We start from the raw sequence: 16,738 nt of genomic DNA, 5'->3' as shown, positions 1-16,738 counted from the left end.
ATCGGGGCGAGTAGCGTCGCCGCGAACCTGGCCAGGCAATCAGCGCGAGCGGTAGACGATGCGGCCCTTCGTCAGGTCGTAGGGTGTCAGTTCGACCTTGACCTTGTCGCCGGTGAGGATGCGGATGTAGTTCTTGCGCATCTTGCCCGAGATGTGGGCTGTCACGACGTGGCCGTTCTCCAGCTCGACGCGGAAAGTGGTGTTGGGAAGGGTATCGACGACGACGCCTTCCATTTCGATATGGTCTTCACGTGCCATATAGGCGGTTCCTCGCTGATGACGTTGGTGTGCCGTGCCTGTTGCATCGGCTTGGGTACAGCACGGCATCGGACGCGCTGAATGTCGCGTCCGTGCCAAGGATAGCGCGATATTGTGCCGCAAGCCGGGCGTCAAGGCAAAGCAGACCGAGTCATGTCGATGCCGCAGTGGGCAACAGGCGCCTCCAGTGGCGCCCCTCGAGCACTTCCAGTGGGCGGTAGGCTTCCTTGTAGGCCATCTTGCGGCATTCGCGAATCCAGTAGCCCAGGTAGACGTGGGGCAGCCCCTCGCGATGGGCCTCGTTGACCAGGCTGAGAACGGCGAAGGTGCCCAGCGAGCGGCGTTCCCATTCGAGGGCAGGGTCGAAGAAGGTATAGATGGCGGAGAGACCGTGTTCCAGGCGGTCGAAGGCGGAGACGGCGAGCAGGGATTCGCCGAGACGGAACTCGAGCAGCCGCGAATAGGGCTCGTCCAGGGTCAGGAAGGTGCGGTACTGCTCCCGGCTCGGCGGATACATGTCGCCGTCCCAGTGCCGCATCTTGATGTAGCGTTCATAGAGGGCATAGTGCTCGGGGTCGAACAGCGCCGGGCGCTCGATCAGGCGCAGGTCGGCATTGCGCCTGGCCACCCGCCGCTGGTTGCGGCTGGGCTGGAAGTCGCCGACGGGAATGCGCACCGAAACGCAGGCATTGCAGCCTTCACAGTGCGGTCGGTAGAGATGATGCCCGCTGCGACGAAACCCCAGCAGGGCGAGCGAGTCGTAGATGCCCAGTCCATGGGATTCCTGGGGGTCGAGAAACAGGGTCGTGGCCTCGTGCCCCTCCAGGTAGCTGCAGGCATGGGGCACCGTCAGGAAGAAGCGAAGATCCCTTATCGGGTGGCGAGGCGTATTGCTGCTCACGTTATCGCCTCCTAAGTGAGAGCGGTCAAGGTCTCGACGCATGGTGAACCATCGGGCAGCGACCAGCAGGGCAGCGGGTGCTGAGTGTCCGTGGCCCCCGGCGTCGCCAGGCATGTTTCAAGATAGTTGATGAACTCGGTGCGGGCGATGTCCCGCGCGCCCAGGCGAGCGAGATGTGGGGTGCGCATCTGGCAATCGATGAGGCGACCACCACCGGCACGCATGGCGCGCACGAGATGCACCAGGGCGACCTTGGAAGCATCGCTGGTACGTGAAAACATCGACTCGCCGAAGAACACCGGCCCCATGGCTACACCATAGAGTCCGCCGACCAGCTCGCCCTCTTGCCAAACCTCCACGGAGCGAGCATAGCCGAGCCGGTGCAACGTCACGTAGGCGGCATGCATCTCCTCGGTGATCCAGGTGCCGGGTTGCCCCTGGCGGGGGGCCGCACAGGCGTGGACCACACTGCCGAACTCACGATTGAACGTTACCGTGAAACTGCCGTTGCGTAGCCGTTTGGCCAGGCTGCGGGAAACGTGTAGTTCATCGGGGAACAGCACCATACGAGGATTCGGGCACCACCACAGGATCGGCTGGTCGTCGCTGTACCAGGGAAAGATGCCACGTCGATAGGCCGCCAGCAGCCACTCGGGCGTCAGTTCGCCACCAGCTGCCAGCAGGCCTTCCGGATCACGCAGGGCGCGCGAAACGGGAGGAAAACGCACAGGGCGTTCGGGAAGCCAGGACAGCATGCGGCGGCGCTCCTCGTCAGCGTTGGTATCACTAGTCTGACGCTGGAGCCGATTTGGCTCAAGCGGCTGTATGGCCACTGTGCCGAGGGCCATAGTCCCGGTATGATGGCGGCTGATTCATTCTGCTTCATGTAAGTTGGAAAGGCACCGTCCGGGTACGGTGCCAGGGGGTTGGCGAGTTGAGTGTAAAGGAAAAGGGCGTGCCTCGGCGCGCAGCGGAGGAGAACTCCCAGCAGCCGACCACGCGCCTGGCGCTTCATCTGCATGGCGTGGCCCGGGAAGGGGCGACCATCATTCTGCTGGCAGCGTGCGTGTTCCTGCTGCTGGCCTTGTTCAGCTATCAGTCGTCGGACCCAGGCTGGTCCCGTCGCGGGCCGGAAACCGACGTCGCCAACTGGATGGGGCCTTTTGGCGCCTGGTTGGCCGACGTGCTTTATTCCCTGTTCGGCGCCAGCGCCCTGTGGTGGCCCGGCATGCTGGGCTTTGCCGGTTGGTGGCTGATTCGTACGCGCAAGGTAAGCATCGAATGGGATGCGACCGCCGTGGCCGTGCGCCTGGGTGGCCTGGTGCTGTTGCTGCTGGGCACGACGACGCTGGGGGCGCTGCATTTCTACAGCCCCGACAGCATGCTGCCCTACGCCTCGGGGGGCATCCTCGGTGAGGGGCTGGTCGGTGCCCTGGTGCCGCTGGTTGACTCGGGCGGTACCGGCCTGCTGGCGGTGGCCGCCATGCTGTGTGGTTTTCCTCTCTTCAGTGGTGTTTCCTGGCTGACGGTGATGGATGAGCTTGGCCACCGCTTCCTGCGCTTGTGGCGCTGGGCGGCGACGCCTTTCGGTCTGTCCCGGGACCGGCAAGAACCGCACTGGGACGATGACGACAGCCAGGCAGAGGGTGAGCCGGAAGCCGAGCCAGCCGAGGAGCCGCGCAGTCGTTGGCGTTTCTGGCGACGCCGTGGCATGGCACCGGCCCTGGACCCGGCGGCACAACGCGAACCGGGCCTGGAGCCGTCCTTCGGTAACGATGGTGAAACCGACATCCCCTGGGACGTACCCGAGCGCACGCCCTCGGCCAAGCGTCCGGAGGCCGCTTACAGTGCACGCCAGGTCGAGGCGGCAACCCCGTCTCGGCCTGCCACCGCCTCGATGACGCCGTCGGCACCGGGCCTAGGCGGTTCGCGAGCCGCTGAGTCGCTGGCTGCATCCACGGTGCTCAAGGCCAGCCGCAACGATGAACCTGCCCCGGCTTCCAGCATGCCGCTGCGGGCAACGGAGGGCGACGAGACGGCTACCGGACCTGACGGAGGGGCGGCCAGCTCCCGCATGGCGGCGTCCGAAGCGCCGGCGCCGACGAAGGAGGCTGGCGAGTCCAAGCCGGGCGGGCGGCGCGAACCGGGGCTCGGCGACTTGCAACCGGAAGAACCGGTCGATGCGTTCGAACCGCGCCTGAGTTGGGGCGACATCGGACTCGAGGACGATGAACGGGACGACGATGCTGCCGGCGTCGAGCATGTTTCGTCGGTCGCGGTCAGTGACGATGAGCGGTACGAGGAACGGCAAGAAGCATCGAGCCAATACGCCGACCAGGCCGAAGGGCTGCGTGCGTGGCGTGAGTCGACTTCCCGACCGTTGGACGCACCGGCTGACGACGATGCCGAGGAAGGACGCGTAGCGACTGCGGAGCAGGCGCGCGAAGCGGCGGCGGAGCCGGACGGCCCCACTCTGTGGACGGTGGAGCATCTGCAGAGCCAGCGTCCCGTGCTCGACGACATGCCGGAGCCGGACGGCGAGCTGCCCAGCCTGCGCCTGCTGACGCCGCCCGAGCCGCATCAGCAGAACTACACCGAGCAGCAACTGACCGACATGGCCGAGCTGCTCGAGACGCGCCTGCGCGAATATGGGGTCAAGGCCGAAGTGGTCAACACCTGGCCGGGTCCTGTGATCACCCGCTTCGAGATCAAGCCCGCTGCCGGGGTGAAGGTGTCGAAGATCAGCAACCTGGCCAAGGACCTGGCGCGCTCGCTGATGGTCAAGAGCGTGCGTGTGGTCGAGGTGATTCCCGGCCGCCCCACGGTGGGCATCGAGATTCCCAACCCGCATCGGGCGATGATCCGGCTGCGCGAGGTGATCGACTCCGACCGCTATCAGCAGGAGGCCTCGGCGCTGACCATGGCGCTGGGCCAGGACATCGGCGGCGGCCCGGTAGTGGCCAACCTGGGCAAGATGCCTCACCTGCTGGTGGCCGGTACCACCGGCTCGGGTAAATCGGTGGGGGTCAATGCCATGCTCATTTCGATGCTGCTCAAGGCCACGCCCGAGGAGCTGCGCCTGATCATGGTGGATCCCAAGATGCTGGAGCTTTCGGTCTACGACGGCATCCCGCACTTGCTGGCACCGGTGGTCACCGACATGAAGGAGGCCGCCAACGCGTTGCGCTGGTGCGTGGCCGAGATGGAGCGGCGCTACAAGCTGATGGCCGCCATGGGCGTGCGCAACATCGCCGGCTTCAATGGCAAGCTCGACGAGGCCGGGCGAGCCGGCGCCCAGGTTGCCGACCCGCTGTGGGAGCCGCAGCCGTGGGAGATGCACGAGTCGCCGCCGGTACTCGAAAAGCTGCCCTACATCGTGGTGGTGATCGACGAATTCGCCGACATGTTCATGATCGTCGGCAAGAAGGTCGAGGAGCTGATCGCCCGCCTGGCACAGAAGGCCCGTGCCGCCGGCATCCATCTGATCCTGGCGACCCAGCGGCCTTCGGTGGACGTGGTCACCGGCCTGATCAAGGCCAACATCCCCACGCGCATGGCGTTCCAGGTGTCGTCCAAGGTCGACTCGCGCACCATCCTCGACCAGGGCGGCGCAGAGAACCTGCTGGGCCACGGCGACATGCTCTACCTGCCGGCCGGTTCCGGGCTGCCGACCCGTGTTCATGGCGCCTTCGTCGATGACGACGAGGTACACCGGGTCGTCGAGGACTGGAAGCGCCGCGGCGAGCCGGAATACATCGACGAGATCCTCGCCGGCGGTGTTTCGGCCGAGGCCCTGACCGGCCTCGAGGCCGATGCTGGCGAGGGCGGCGGCGATGCCGAGCAGGATGCGCTCTACGACGAGGCGGTACAGTTCGTCACCGAGAGCCGCCGCGCCTCCATTTCGGCGGTGCAGCGCCGCTTCAAGATCGGCTACAACCGGGCCGCACGCCTGGTAGAGGCCATGGAAGCTGCCGGCGTGGTCTCCTCGATGGGCACCAACGGCGGCCGCGAAGTACTGGCGCCGCCGCCGGTGGGTAACTGATGCCGACGTCGGTGCCGGGCACAACTCAACCATGCATTAATCATGAAAGCGTCGGCGGCCATGCAACCCGCCGGCACGCAGCGAGTCCGAGAGACAGGATCCACTCAGGACCCGCCCAGGGAGAGACACGATGAGCATGAAGAAGACCCTAGCTGCACTGGCCCTGACCCTCGCCGTGCCTGCAGCCGCCTTGGCCAGCGAAGGCGCCGAGCGCCTGACCCGCATGCTGGAGCCGCTGGAGACCGTCGAGGCGCGCTTCGAGCAACTGATCCTCGATGGCAGCGGCGAGCGCCTGCAGCAGGCCAACGGCCACATGTGGCTGTCGCGTCCCGGCAAGTTCCGCTGGGAGGTGGATGCCCCCTATCAGCAGGAGGTGATCTCCGACGGCAGCGAGGTCTATCTCTACGATCCCGATCTGGAGCAGGTCACCGTGCAGGCGCTCGACCAGCGCGTGACCCATACCCCGGCCCTGCTGCTTTCCGGCAGCGCCCGGGAGCTCACCGAGAGCTACGAGGTGTCGCGCCAGCAGCAAGGCAGCAGCGAAACCTTCCGCCTGGTGCCGAAGTCGCCCGACACCCTGTTCGAAGAGCTGCAGATGACCTTCAACGACGAACGGCTGGCTGCCCTGCAGATGATCGACAGCACCGGTCAGGAGACCGTCATCGAATTCAGCGACGTGCGTACCAACCACGCCATCGAGGACCGTCGCTTCGCGTTCCAGATCCCCGACGGGGTCGATGTGATCCGCGATACACACTGAGACCTGCACGAAGCCCGTCAGCGCCGCCCTCGAGGCGGCGCTTTCGTTGCTATTCGCCTTCCTCGCCGCGGTCGGCTCGCGCGTCCAGCTCGGCGCGCCAGGCCATCAACTGGGCGTAGCGCTTCTCCTGGCCATGCTCGCTGGGCTGGTAGAAGGACTCGTGGGGCAGGTCTTCCGGCCAGCAGTCGTGCGCGCTGCCCGCCGGGTAGCCTTCCGCTTCGTTATGGGCGTAGCGATAGCCGTGACCGTGGCCCAGCGACTCCATCAGCTTGGTCGGGGCGTTGCGCAGGTAGGTGGGGACCTCCAGGCGTGGCTGGGCGGCCACGAACGCCTTGGCCCGCTTCCACGCCTGGTCGATGGCGTTGCTCTTGGGCGCGATGGAGAGGTGGATGGCGGCGTGGGCGATGGCGCGCTGGCCCTCGTAGTCGCCCAGGCGCAGGTAGGCGTCCCAGGCCGCCATGACCAGCGGCAGGGCGCGCGGGTCGGCGTTGCCGACGTCCTCCGAAGCGATCGCCGCCAACCGACGCACCACGTCGAGCGGATCGCCGCCGCCCTGGATGAAGCGGGCGATATAGAGCAGGGCGGCGTCCTGACGCGACGAGCGCACCGACTTGTGGATCGCCGAGAGCAGGTCGTAGTAATAATCGCCCTGCTTGTCGAAGGCGCTGGCCTGGTGGCCGAGCGCCGCATCCAGCGCTTCGCGGGGGAGGCGCTCGCCATTGCCCTCGGGCACGGTGAAGTCGCAGGCGGTCTCCAGCATGCCCAGGGCGCGGCGCGCGTCGCCGGCGGCGGCGCGGGCCAGCATGCCCAGTACTTCGTCATCGACGACGATACGGCGCTCGCCCAGCCCCCGCTCGGCGTCGCTCAGGGCGCGCCGCATCACCTCGATGAGTTCATCATCGTCGAGCGCAGTGAGTACGTACACGCGGGCACGCGAAAGCAGGGCGGAGTTGACCTCGAAGGAAGGGTTTTCCGTGGTGGCGCCGATCAGTGTCAGCAGGCCCGACTCCACGTGGGGCAGCAGGGCGTCCTGCTGGCTCTTGTTGAGTCGGTGGATCTCGTCGAGGAAAAGCAGGGTGAGACGCCCCTGGCCCTGCATGGCGCGGGCTCGATCCACCGCGGCACGGATCTCCTTCACGCCGGCCATCACCGCCGACAACCGCTCCAGATGGGCGCCGGAGTGCTCGGCGAGGATCTCGGCCAGCGTGGTCTTGCCGGTGCCGGGCGGCCCCCACAGGATCATCGAGCGCACGCTGCCGGTTTCGGCCATGCGCCGCAGCGGCTTGCCCGGCCCTACCAGGGCCTGCTGGCCCACGTAGTCGTCGAAGTGGCGCGGGCGCATGCGAAAGGCCAGCGGTGCGGAAGCGTCGGGTGCCTGGCCGAAAAGATCCATGAGGAGTTCTCCTTGTGCTGCCGGCAGTGCCGGGCAATGGGGCGCAGTTATTCGGGACTGGCAATACGACCTTAGGCGATGTGCGGGATCGAGCCAAAGGGTCTACGGTTGAGATTGCATCCTGCCATTGCGTGTCTTGATTGCGACGAGGTCGTAGCTCGATAGCGACAGGACTGAACCTGCTCCCGTCCCGTGAATCCAATCCCTATACCCGCTCATCGTTAGAGGAGGCCTCGACATGCCCATGCTGACCCAGTTGCGTCAGGATCATGCCAATATGGCGCGCATGTTGCACGTTCTTCAGCTCAAGCAGAAGGCCCTGGTCGCTGGTGAACGCCCTAATTTCCAGCTGGTTCGTGAGGTTGTCGATTACATCCTCGATTACATGGAGGGGTTCACCATCCCGCTGGAACGCATCTGCTCGGAGAGGCTGCGGGCCGTGGTGCCCGAGTGCAGGGGGCTCACCGAACGTTTGTCGAGCGACTACCAGGCCTTGAAGCCGCGCCTGATGCGCCTATCCAATGACATCGACATGATCCTGATGGATGCCGTGATCCCGATGGACCGCTTCGCCGCGGATCTCAAGGCCTATCTCGATGCGCATCGCGCCTACCTGCGCGACGAGCGTGAACTGCTCTTCCCGCTGATTCGCGATCACTTCGACGACCGCGACCTGGAAAGCCTGGCCCAGGCCCTGCCCGAGGATGCGGCGGCCAAGCTGGAGCGGCTGCAGGAAGCCTATCCGGAGCTCTACGCCGAGCTGTGCGAAACCGCGGAGCCGGCTGCCTGACGGCAATTGGCGCGATACTTACCGGCGAACGGAGGCTTCTGCTCGCTCGGCATGCTGCTAGAATAGGCCCTCTCTAGTAGCAGCCGAGCGATTTCCATGAGCTTCGTTTCGCCATGCCCGGTCCGATCCTGATCTTCGATTCCGGAGTCGGCGGCCTGTCGGTCGTACCGCCGCTCAGGCGTCGACTGCCCGATGCCGCGCTGGTCTACGCCTGCGACAATGCCATGCTGCCCTACGGCACACGCCCGGATGATTGGCTGGTGGCGCGCATCGTCGCGGTGTGCGATGCCGCGGTGGCCGCCAGCGGCTGTTGTGTGCTGGTGGTGGCCTGCAACACCGCCAGCACCCTGGCGCTGGATGCCCTGCGCGCCCACTTGGCGGTGCCGGTGGTGGGAACGGTACCGGCGATCAAGCCGGCCGCCGCCATGAGCGCTAGCCGCCATATCGGTCTGCTGGCGACCAGCGCCACCGTGGTGCGGCCTTACACCGACCGACTGATCGAGGCGTTTGCCCCTGATTGCCGGGTCGCGCGCGTGGCTGCCGACCCCTTGGTCAAGGAAGCCGAACGCCTGCTCGCCGGTGAGGAGCCGGACCAGGCCGTCATCCGCGCCGTCATGGAGCCCCTGATCAGGGAGCCCGATCTCGATACCGTGGTGCTCGGCTGCACCCACTTTCCGCTGTTCGGCGAACGGTTGGTCGCCGCATTCCCGCGACCGGTTCGCCTGGTCGACTCCAGCGACGCCATCGCTCGCCGCACGGTACAGGTGGCGAGCGACCCGGCGCCAAGGGCGGGGCGTGACCGCAGCCTGGCCACGGCACCCGATGCAGGGCTTGCCCGGGCACTGGCCGGCTTCGACTTCGACGAACCGCGCCTGCTGATCGTCGGCTGATTTCCTCTCATACTCTCTGCACACGACTGGAGATGCCGTGTCCATTCCCATTGTCGACCCCGCACGCTACGACCATCAGCTCGAGGCCAAGCGCGAGCGCATCGACAGACAGTTCGAACGCTTCGCTCCGCCTGAGTTGGAGGTCTTCCCCTCGCCGCCGAGCCATCATCGGCAGCGCTGCGAGTTTCGTGTGTGGCACGAAGGTGAGGATCTTTTCTATGCCATGTTCGACGTCGACCCCGACGACCCCAAGCAGAAGCGAGTGGTTCGCCTCGACGATTACCCGGTGGCCAGCCGGCGCATCAACGCACTGATGCCACGTCTGCGCGAGGCGCTGCTGGCAAGCGACGTGCTGCGCCGACGCCTGTTTCAGGTCGAATTCCTGACCACGCTCTCCGGGGAGGCCTTGGTCACCTTGATCTATCACCGCCCGCTGGACGAGGCATGGGAGGAGGAGGCAAAGCGGCTGCAGCAGCGGCTCGACATCCTGATCATCGGCCGCTCGCGCAAGCAGCGGCTGGTGCTCGAGCGCGACCACGTCTGGGAGCGGCTGGAGGTGGATGGCCGCTCCCTGCATTACCAGCAGGTGGAGAACAGCTTCACCCAGCCCAATGCCGAGATCAGCCGCGCCATGCTGGCCTGGGCGCGGGACGTGACCCGGGGCAGCCAGGACGGCGACCTGGTGGAACTCTACTGCGGCAACGGCAACTTCACCGTGGCACTGGCCGAGAACTTCCGCCGCGTACTGGCGACCGAGATCTCGCGCACTTCGGTGGCCAGTGCCCAGCAGAACCTGGCGGCCAACGGCATCGGCAACGCGGTAGTGGGGCGCATGTCGGCGGAGGAGTTCAGCGCCGCGCTCAAGGGTGAAAAGGGCGGCCGGCGAGTCACGGAGATGGCGCTGGCGGCGTACGATTTCTCCACCGTGCTGGTGGACCCGCCCCGTGCCGGCCTCGACGAGGAGAGCTGCCGTCAACTGAGCGATTATTCGCGGATCGTCTATATTTCATGCAACCCGGATACATTGGAACGCAACCTGGAGTCGCTGAGCCGCACTCATCGGATTACCCGTTTCGCGCTGTTCGACCAGTTTCCCTGGACCCATCACTGTGAATGCGGGGTGTTGCTGGAAAGGAACCCCGCTTAACTCGCTCGGCTCGGAAAGAATCGGCGTTGTCAAGTAGCGAAACGTCCCGTCTCGATGCACAAGCAACATGCACCATGAGAAGACTGGCAAGTCGATAGGGTGTGGCGCAGGGCTGCAGTAAGCTTCCTGACACGTGACCGAGGGGTCACGCCGATTTTTCCCCAGGGCCGAGACAGGCCCCAGGCAGCCGAGGTGAGGGATGCAATACGAGACGATCGAAGTTGGCCGGCAGGAAATTCTCAAGCAACTGCGCGAACGCCTGGATAGCCGACTCGAGAAGGCGAGGGCCGAAGAAGTGGAGGCCTTTGCTCGCCATTTCTATGCCACGGTTCCGCTGGAGGACCTGGCCGACCGACGGCTGGACGACCTCTATGGGGCCACCCTGTCGGTATGGCACTTCATCCAGAACTTCGATCACGCCTCGCCCAAGGTGCGCGTCTTCAATCCTGACTTCGAGGAGCACGGCTGGCAGTCCTCGCACACCTTCGTGGCCGTGTTGCACGAGGACATGCCGTTCCTGGTCGACTCGGTGCGCATCGAGCTGAATCGGCGTGGCCTGACCGTCCATGCGATCCACAATGCCGTGCTGGCGGTGGAGCGCAACCGCAGCCACGACCTGCTGCAGGTCGGTTCGCCGCGCGACGCCAATGCCCCGGCGCCTCGCGAATCGTTGATCGCCATCGAGATAGATCGTCACTCCAACCCCGGAGTGCTGGCCGATATCGAGCAGTCGTTGCAAGAGGTGCTGCGTGACGTCCGCATCGCCGTAGGCGACTACGAGGCGATGGGCGAACGCGCCCGCGCGGCCATCGCCGAACTCAAGGCCGGCCGACCCGAGCAGATCGAGCCGAGTGACCACGAAGAGGCGATCGCCTTTCTCGAGTGGCTGGTGCGCGACAATTTCACCTTCCTCGGCTACGACGCCTATACCATCGAGTCCGATGCCGACGGAGACCGGCTGGTCAAGACCGAAGGCAGTGAACTCGGTGTATTCCGCCTGGACCTGCCTCGCTATCAGGAGCGAATCCGCACCGAGCTTGGCATCGAGGGTAATCGCTTCGTGCTGGTGCCCCAACTGCTCTCCTTTGCCAAGAGTTCGCACCATGCCCGAGTGCATCGTCCTACCTATCCGGACTACATTTCGATCGATCGCTACGATGAGCAGGGCCGGGTCATCGGTGAACACCGCTTCCTCGGCCTGTTCACCTCCAGCGTCTACAACGAATCGCCGCGCAACATTCCGCTACTGCGGCACAAGCTCAAGGCGGTGATGGAGATCGCCGGCTTCAACCCCAAGGGACACAACGGCAAGCAGCTGCTGCAAATCCTCGAGGTCTACCCGCGCGACGACCTGTTCCAGATCGATACCCAGGAGCTTGCCGACACGGCACTGGGCATTCTCGACATACGCGAGCGTCGGCGGGTGCGCCTGTTCATCCGCACCGACCGCTCCGGGCGCTTCCACTCCTGCCTGGTGTTCGTGCCGCGCGACGTCTTTTCCACCGACCTGCGCGTGCGCATCCAGAACCTGCTGTGCGAGGAGCTCGACGCCACCTTCGGCGACTTCAATACGTATCTCTCAGAGTCGATACTCGCCCGCATCCAGTTCATCCTGCGCTTCCGCGGCGATGTCCCTCGCGAGGTCAACCTGAAGCGCCTGGAAGCCAAGGTGGCCCAGTTGGCCCGCAGCTGGCGCGACGAGCTGCACGAGGCGCTGGTGGAAGGCTTCGGCGAAGAGCAGGCCAACCGGCTGATGGACCGCTTCCGCGATGCCTTCCCGGCCAGCTATCGTGACGACTTCGGCTCGCGTACCGCGGTATTCGATCTGCAGCACCTGGCCGACCTCGATGCCGGCGAGCCGCTGGCGCTCACCCTCTACCGCCTGGTGGAAGAGGAGGGCAGCGGTGTCAACCTCAAGCTGTTCCAGCGCGACCGCCCCATTCCGCTCTCCGATGTGCTGCCGGTGATGGAAAACCTGGGGCTGCGTGTGATCGGCGAGCGCCCCTACGAGTTCGTCACGCCCGAGATGCGTTACTGGCTGCACGACTTCGACCTCGAACACCATACCGCCACCGAAGTCAGCCTGCAGAAGATGCGCGAGCCCTTCATCGAGGCGTTCAAGCGCATCTGGGCAGGCGAGGCGGAGAACGACGCCTTCAACCGTTTGGTGATCGCCGCCAACCTGGACTGGCGCGAGGTGGCCATGCTGCGCGCCTACGCTCGCTACCTGAAGCAGATTCGCTTCGGCATGTCACAGGATTACATTGCCACCACGTTGACAAGCTACCCGGAGATCACTCAGGAGCTGGTCACCCTGTTCAAGCTGCGCTTCGATCCCGAGCGGCGTCCTGACGAGAGCGAGGTGCAAGCCTGCATCGAACGCATCAACCGTCATCTCGACGGTGTGGCCAGCCTCAACGACGATCAGCTGCTGCGGCGCTACATGGAGCTGATCCAGGCGACGCTGCGGACCAACTACTATCAAAACAATGATCTGGGTCGCGCCAAGGATTATATCGCCTACAAGCTCGATCCCCGGCGGATCACCGGCATACCCAAGCCGTGCCCCGCCTTCGAGATATTTGTCTGCTCGCCAAGAGTGGAAGGGGTGCACCTGCGTGGCGGCAAGGTTGCCCGTGGTGGGCTGCGCTGGTCCGACCGGCATGAGGACTACCGCACCGAGGTACTGGGCCTGGTCAAGGCCCAGCAGGTCAAGAATGCCGTGATCGTGCCGGTGGGGGCCAAGGGCGGTTTCGTCTGCAAGCGCATGCCCGAGGGAGCCGATCGCGACACCATCCAGCAGGAGGGTATCGCCTGCTACAAGACCTTCATTCGTGCCCTGCTCGATGTCACCGACAACCGGGTGGGCAGCGACGTGGTGCCGCCCAGGGATGTGGTGCGCCATGACGACGACGATGCCTACCTGGTGGTGGCGGCCGACAAGGGCACCGCGACCTTCTCCGACATCGCCAACGAGATCTCAGCCGAGTACGGCCACTGGCTGGGCGACGCCTTCGCCTCCGGCGGGGCCAATGGCTACGATCACAAGAAAATGGGCATCACCGCCCGCGGCGCCTGGGAGTCGGTGAAGCGCCATTTCCGCAACCTCGGCCTGAATACCCAGCAGGAAGAGTTCACCGTGCTCGGTATCGGCGACATGGCCGGCGACGTGTTCGGCAACGGCATGCTGCTCTCCGACAAGATCCGCCTGCTGGGTGCCTTCAATCACCTGCACATCTTCGTCGATCCGCATCCCGATGCGGCTGCGAGCTTTGCCGAGCGACAGCGCATGTTCAACATGCCGCGCTCCAGTTGGGAAGACTTCGACGCGTCGCTGATCTCCGAAGGCGGCGGCGTGTTCAAGCGCAGCGCCAAGTCGATTCCGATCTCACCGCAGATGCAGGAGGTGTTCGGCATCGAGGAGGATCGCCTGTCGCCCAACGATCTGATCCGCGCGATGCTCAAGTCCCAGTTTGACTTGCTGTGGAACGGCGGCATTGGCACCTACGTCAAGGGCAGCCTGGAAACCGATGCCATGGTCGGTGACAAGGCCAACGATGCGCTGCGCATCAACGGCAGCGAGCTCAACTGCCGGGTGGTCGGCGAAGGCGGCAACCTGGGCCTGACCCAGCGCGGCCGCATGGAGGCCGCCGCCAAGGGCGTGTTGGTGAATACCGACTTCATCGACAATGCCGGCGGGGTCAACTGCTCCGACCACGAGGTCAACATCAAGATCCTGATCGACGAGGTGGTCAAGCGTGGTGACATGACGGAGAAGCAGCGCAACCAGCTGCTGGCCGACATGACCGAGGAGGTGGCCGAACTGGTCATCCTCGACAATTACCGCCAGACCCAGGCGTTGGATCTCTCGTCGATTCTTTCGCGCTATGGCATCGGCCCCTACCGGCGCTTCATCGGCGAGCTGGAAGCCGCCGGCCAGCTCGACCGCGAGCTCGAATTCCTGCCCTCCGACGAGGAGCTGCAGGAGCGGGCCAACACCGAGCAGGGCATGACCCATCCGGAACTCTCGGTGCTGATCTCCTACGCCAAGAGCGTGCTCAAGGGCGACGTGCTGGCTTCCGATGTGCCCGACGACCCCTACATTCAGCAATACGTCGAGCGGATCTTCCCGAGCATTCTGGTCGAGCGTTTCCACGATGAGATGTACGCGCACCGCCTCAAGCGCGAGATCGTCACCACGCAGGTGGCCAACGATCTGGTCGATCACATGGGCATCGTCTTCGTGCGTCGCCTCATCGACTCCACCGGGGCCAGCTCTGCCGATGTCGCTCGCGCCTATATCATCGCCCGCGACAGCTTCCAGCTTTCCGATCTGTGGGAGCGGATCGAGGCGCTGGACAACCAGGTGCCAAGTGAGGTCCAGTATTCGATGATGCTCGATCTGATGCGGCTGATCCGGCGTACCACTCGCTGGTTCCTGCGCCAGCGCCTGGGTCTCTCCACGCGCGATGCCATCGAATACTTCGCACCGCGTGTGGCCCAACTGCAGGAAGGCATCGGCGAGCTGCTGCGCGGTGAGGAGCGCAGCCGTTGGGAGCAAAAGCGCGGCGAGCTGCTCGAAGCTGGCGTGCCCGAGGAGCTGGCCGCCACGGTGGCCGCCTCGGGCAGCCTGTATGGCGCGCTCGGTATCATCCAGGCGGCGCGCCAGACCGACGAGAAGCCGCAGCGTGTCGCCGAGGTCTTCTTCGAGATCGGCGACCGACTCGAGTTGCCCTGGATGATCCAGCAGGTGAGTAACCTCGACGTGCGCGACAGCTGGCAGGCCCAGGCCCGCGAGACCTTCCGCGACGACATCGATCGACAGCAATTGGCACTCACCACCAGCGTGCTCAAGACCGAGGATGGACGCGAGCCCGACGAGCGCGTCGACAACTGGCTGTTCATGCATGCCTCGCTGCACGAACGCTGGTGCCGTCTGATCGCCGAGGTACGTGGTGGCAGCCAGGCGACTTTCCCGCTGTTCGCCGTGGCAGTACGCGAACTGGTCGATCTGGCCGAGAGCAACGGCGAGACCTGATCCAGTCCGGCATGCTGTCGGTCACGTAACACCGCACCCCGCCTTCTGGCGGGGTGCGTCGTCTTGTGCCCACGGCGCTGCTATAATCCGCCCGCCTCGCCAACCGCAGACTGCCAGGAGATGCCATGTACGCGCTTGCCCGTTCGATCCTGTTTCGCTTCGATGCCGAAACCGCCCACGGCCATGCGCTCACCGCCCTGGACCTGGCCCATCGATTGAAGCTGGCGGGGCGCCTCGGAGGCGCACGTGTCGACGATCCGGTACAACTGATGGGGCTGCGCTTCCCCAATCGGGTAGGCCTGGCAGCGGGGTTGGACAAGAATGCAGAGCATCTCGATTCGCTGGGGGCCCTCGGTTTCGGCTTCGTCGAAGTCGGCACCGTCACGCCCAAGCCGCAGGGCGGCAACCCCAGGCCGCGCCTGTTCCGCCTGCCGGAGCGCGGCGCGATCATCAACCGCATGGGTTTCAACAACGCCGGAGTGGACCACCTGGTGGCGCGGGTCAAGGCTGCCCGTTTCGACGGTGTGATCGGCATCAACATCGGCAAGAACCTCACCACGCCGGTGGAGCGTGCCGTCGACGATTACTTGATCTGCCTGGAGAAGGTCCACGCCCATGCCGATTACGTGGCCGTGAACATCTCCTCGCCGAACACGCCGGGGCTGCGCAACCTGCAGTTCGGTGAACACCTCGAGGCGCTGTTGGGCACCCTGCGCGAGGCGGGAGCTCGGTTGGATCAGGCAAGCGGCCGGCGGGTGCCGCTGGCGGTCAAGATCGCCCCGGACATGAGCGCCGAGGAGGTGGGGCTGGTGGCCGAGAGCATTGCCGCAAGCGGCATCGATGCGGTAATTGCCACCAACACCACGGTTTCGCGCGAGGCGGTGGCCGGGCTGCCTCATGCCGAGGAGCAGGGCGGGCTCTCGGGGCGGCCGGTTTTCGAGCCTTCCAATCGTGTGATTCGCGAACTGCGGCACTGCCTCCCCGAGCTGCCAATCATCGGGGTGGGAGGTATCGACAGCGGTGAAGCGGCGCTGGCCAAGGTCGAGGCCGGGGCCGATCTGGTGCAGCTCTATTCGGGTTTCATCTATCGCGGCCCGGCGTTGATCGGCGAGTGTGCCCGGGCGCTGAAGGATGCGCGTTGAACGGGAAAGATGTGGAGTGGCACGACAAGAAAGCCCGTGCAAGGCACGGGCTTAGCTCATTCCATGCCACCCTGGCGGTGGCAAGGGGACGATCGGTTGGGTGGGAGAGTCGTTACATTACCATCGGGTTCTTGTGAATCCCGGAGACGCCGGTCATGCCGGCCCACTGGTCTCCTCGGCCTTCACGCCAACCACTCATCCAGTATTCACGTATATTGACATCCTGACTGGGACAGTCGTCGCGGGAGCGCCCGGAGATACCGGCCTTGTAGCCATGGAGATAGGCGCGTTGGAAGCGATCACGTTTCTGTCTTTTCATCGGATGACCTCTTGTCAAGGTACCAATTTGGGACGCACGACATGCGCGCCCCGGCGTC

General features: G+C 65.1%; 12 protein-coding genes. 7 read left to right on the top strand and 5 right to left on the bottom strand.

Translation table 11 applies throughout. The annotated features are described in order from the left end of the window. Positions 1-39: 39 nt before the first annotated feature. The 3 genes from infA to aat form a co-directional block, all read right to left on the bottom strand. The gene (gene infA, locus ACRWQA_RS14155; RefSeq protein WP_010627817.1) at positions 40-258 is read right to left on the bottom strand and encodes a translation initiation factor IF-1; all 219 of its coding nucleotides are present in this window, start codon (positions 256-258) and stop codon (positions 40-42) included. Positions 259-409: 151 nt separating this feature from the next. Further along, entirely contained in the window at positions 410-1,159 is a 750-nt protein-coding gene (locus ACRWQA_RS14150; RefSeq protein WP_434229507.1) for an arginyltransferase, read from the bottom strand. A gap of 11 nt (positions 1,160-1,170) precedes the next feature. Then, on the bottom strand, positions 1,171-1,914 hold the full coding sequence (aat, locus tag ACRWQA_RS14145; protein ID WP_263583280.1) for a leucyl/phenylalanyl-tRNA--protein transferase: 744 nt from the start codon (positions 1,912-1,914) through the stop codon (positions 1,171-1,173). Between the two features lie 200 nt (positions 1,915-2,114). Here aat and ACRWQA_RS14140 point away from each other — a divergent pair, with 200 nt between their 5' ends. Both ACRWQA_RS14140 and lolA read left to right on the top strand, forming a co-directional pair. Further along, positions 2,115-5,201 (top strand): DNA translocase FtsK, encoded by a 3,087-nt coding sequence (locus ACRWQA_RS14140; protein ID WP_434229510.1) that lies wholly within the window; start codon positions 2,115-2,117, stop codon positions 5,199-5,201. A gap of 130 nt (positions 5,202-5,331) precedes the next feature. Then, positions 5,332-5,961 carry an outer membrane lipoprotein periplasmic chaperone LolA gene (gene lolA, locus ACRWQA_RS14135; protein ID WP_434229511.1) on the top strand — a complete coding sequence of 210 codons (630 nt, stop codon included), beginning with the start codon at positions 5,332-5,334 and terminating at the stop codon, positions 5,959-5,961. A gap of 49 nt (positions 5,962-6,010) precedes the next feature. Here the strand turns inward: lolA and ACRWQA_RS14130 are convergent, their stop codons facing one another. Beyond that, positions 6,011-7,354, bottom strand: coding sequence for a replication-associated recombination protein A (locus tag ACRWQA_RS14130; RefSeq protein ID WP_263583283.1), 1,344 nt, complete (start codon positions 7,352-7,354; stop codon positions 6,011-6,013). 244 nt (positions 7,355-7,598) lie between these two features. Between ACRWQA_RS14130 and ACRWQA_RS14125 the strand changes: the two genes are divergently transcribed. From ACRWQA_RS14125 to ACRWQA_RS14105, 5 genes are all read left to right on the top strand, one after another. After that, positions 7,599-8,144: a hemerythrin domain-containing protein gene (locus ACRWQA_RS14125; protein WP_263583939.1), complete on the top strand. Its 546-nt coding sequence runs from the start codon at positions 7,599-7,601 to the stop codon at positions 8,142-8,144. Positions 8,145-8,257: 113 nt separating this feature from the next. Further along, a complete protein-coding gene (gene murI / locus ACRWQA_RS14120) occupies positions 8,258-9,034 on the top strand; it encodes a glutamate racemase (RefSeq protein ID WP_434229513.1) in 777 nt (258 codons plus the stop codon). 37 nt (positions 9,035-9,071) lie between these two features. Beyond that, positions 9,072-10,181 carry a tRNA (uridine(54)-C5)-methyltransferase TrmA gene (gene trmA, locus ACRWQA_RS14115; protein WP_434229515.1) on the top strand — a complete coding sequence of 370 codons (1,110 nt, stop codon included), beginning with the start codon at positions 9,072-9,074 and terminating at the stop codon, positions 10,179-10,181. Between the two features lie 199 nt (positions 10,182-10,380). After that, complete coding sequence (locus tag ACRWQA_RS14110; RefSeq protein WP_434229517.1) at positions 10,381-15,219, top strand: NAD-glutamate dehydrogenase; 4,839 nt, start codon at positions 10,381-10,383, stop codon at positions 15,217-15,219. 125 nt (positions 15,220-15,344) lie between these two features. Further along, positions 15,345-16,361 (top strand): quinone-dependent dihydroorotate dehydrogenase, encoded by a 1,017-nt coding sequence (locus tag ACRWQA_RS14105; protein ID WP_434229519.1) that lies wholly within the window; start codon positions 15,345-15,347, stop codon positions 16,359-16,361. A 112-nt stretch (positions 16,362-16,473) separates the two neighbouring features. On the opposite strand, the gene rmf is transcribed toward ACRWQA_RS14105, so the two are convergent. Further along, positions 16,474-16,680 (bottom strand): ribosome modulation factor, encoded by a 207-nt coding sequence (gene rmf, locus ACRWQA_RS14100; RefSeq protein WP_111412507.1) that lies wholly within the window; start codon positions 16,678-16,680, stop codon positions 16,474-16,476. Positions 16,681-16,738 lie beyond the last annotated feature (58 nt).

It is taken from the genome of Billgrantia sp. C5P2, assembly GCF_051062895.2.
The sequence above is the reverse complement of the archived record's forward strand: the minus strand, read 5'-3'. Positions and strand labels throughout refer to the sequence as shown.

Bases quoted from the DNA above. Each gene is read 5' to 3' on its own strand.
- ACRWQA_RS14105 (WP_434229519.1), top strand. From the start codon at position 15,345: ATGTACGCGCTTGCCCGTTCGATCCTGTTTCGCTTCGATGCCGAAACC.
- ACRWQA_RS14110 (WP_434229517.1), top strand. From the start codon at position 10,381: ATGCAATACGAGACGATCGAAGTTGGCCGGCAGGAAATTCTCAAGCAA.
- lolA (WP_434229511.1), top strand. From the start codon at position 5,332: ATGAGCATGAAGAAGACCCTAGCTGCACTGGCCCTGACCCTCGCCGTG.
- infA (WP_010627817.1), bottom strand. From the start codon at position 258: ATGGCACGTGAAGACCATATCGAAATGGAAGGCGTCGTCGTCGATACC.
- ACRWQA_RS14125 (WP_263583939.1), top strand. From the start codon at position 7,599: ATGCTGACCCAGTTGCGTCAGGATCATGCCAATATGGCGCGCATGTTG.
- murI (WP_434229513.1), top strand. From the start codon at position 8,258: ATGCCCGGTCCGATCCTGATCTTCGATTCCGGAGTCGGCGGCCTGTCG.
- aat (WP_263583280.1), bottom strand. From the start codon at position 1,914: ATGCTGTCCTGGCTTCCCGAACGCCCTGTGCGTTTTCCTCCCGTTTCG.
- rmf (WP_111412507.1), bottom strand. From the start codon at position 16,680: ATGAAAAGACAGAAACGTGATCGCTTCCAACGCGCCTATCTCCATGGC.
- ACRWQA_RS14130 (WP_263583283.1), bottom strand. From the start codon at position 7,354: ATGGATCTTTTCGGCCAGGCACCCGACGCTTCCGCACCGCTGGCCTTT.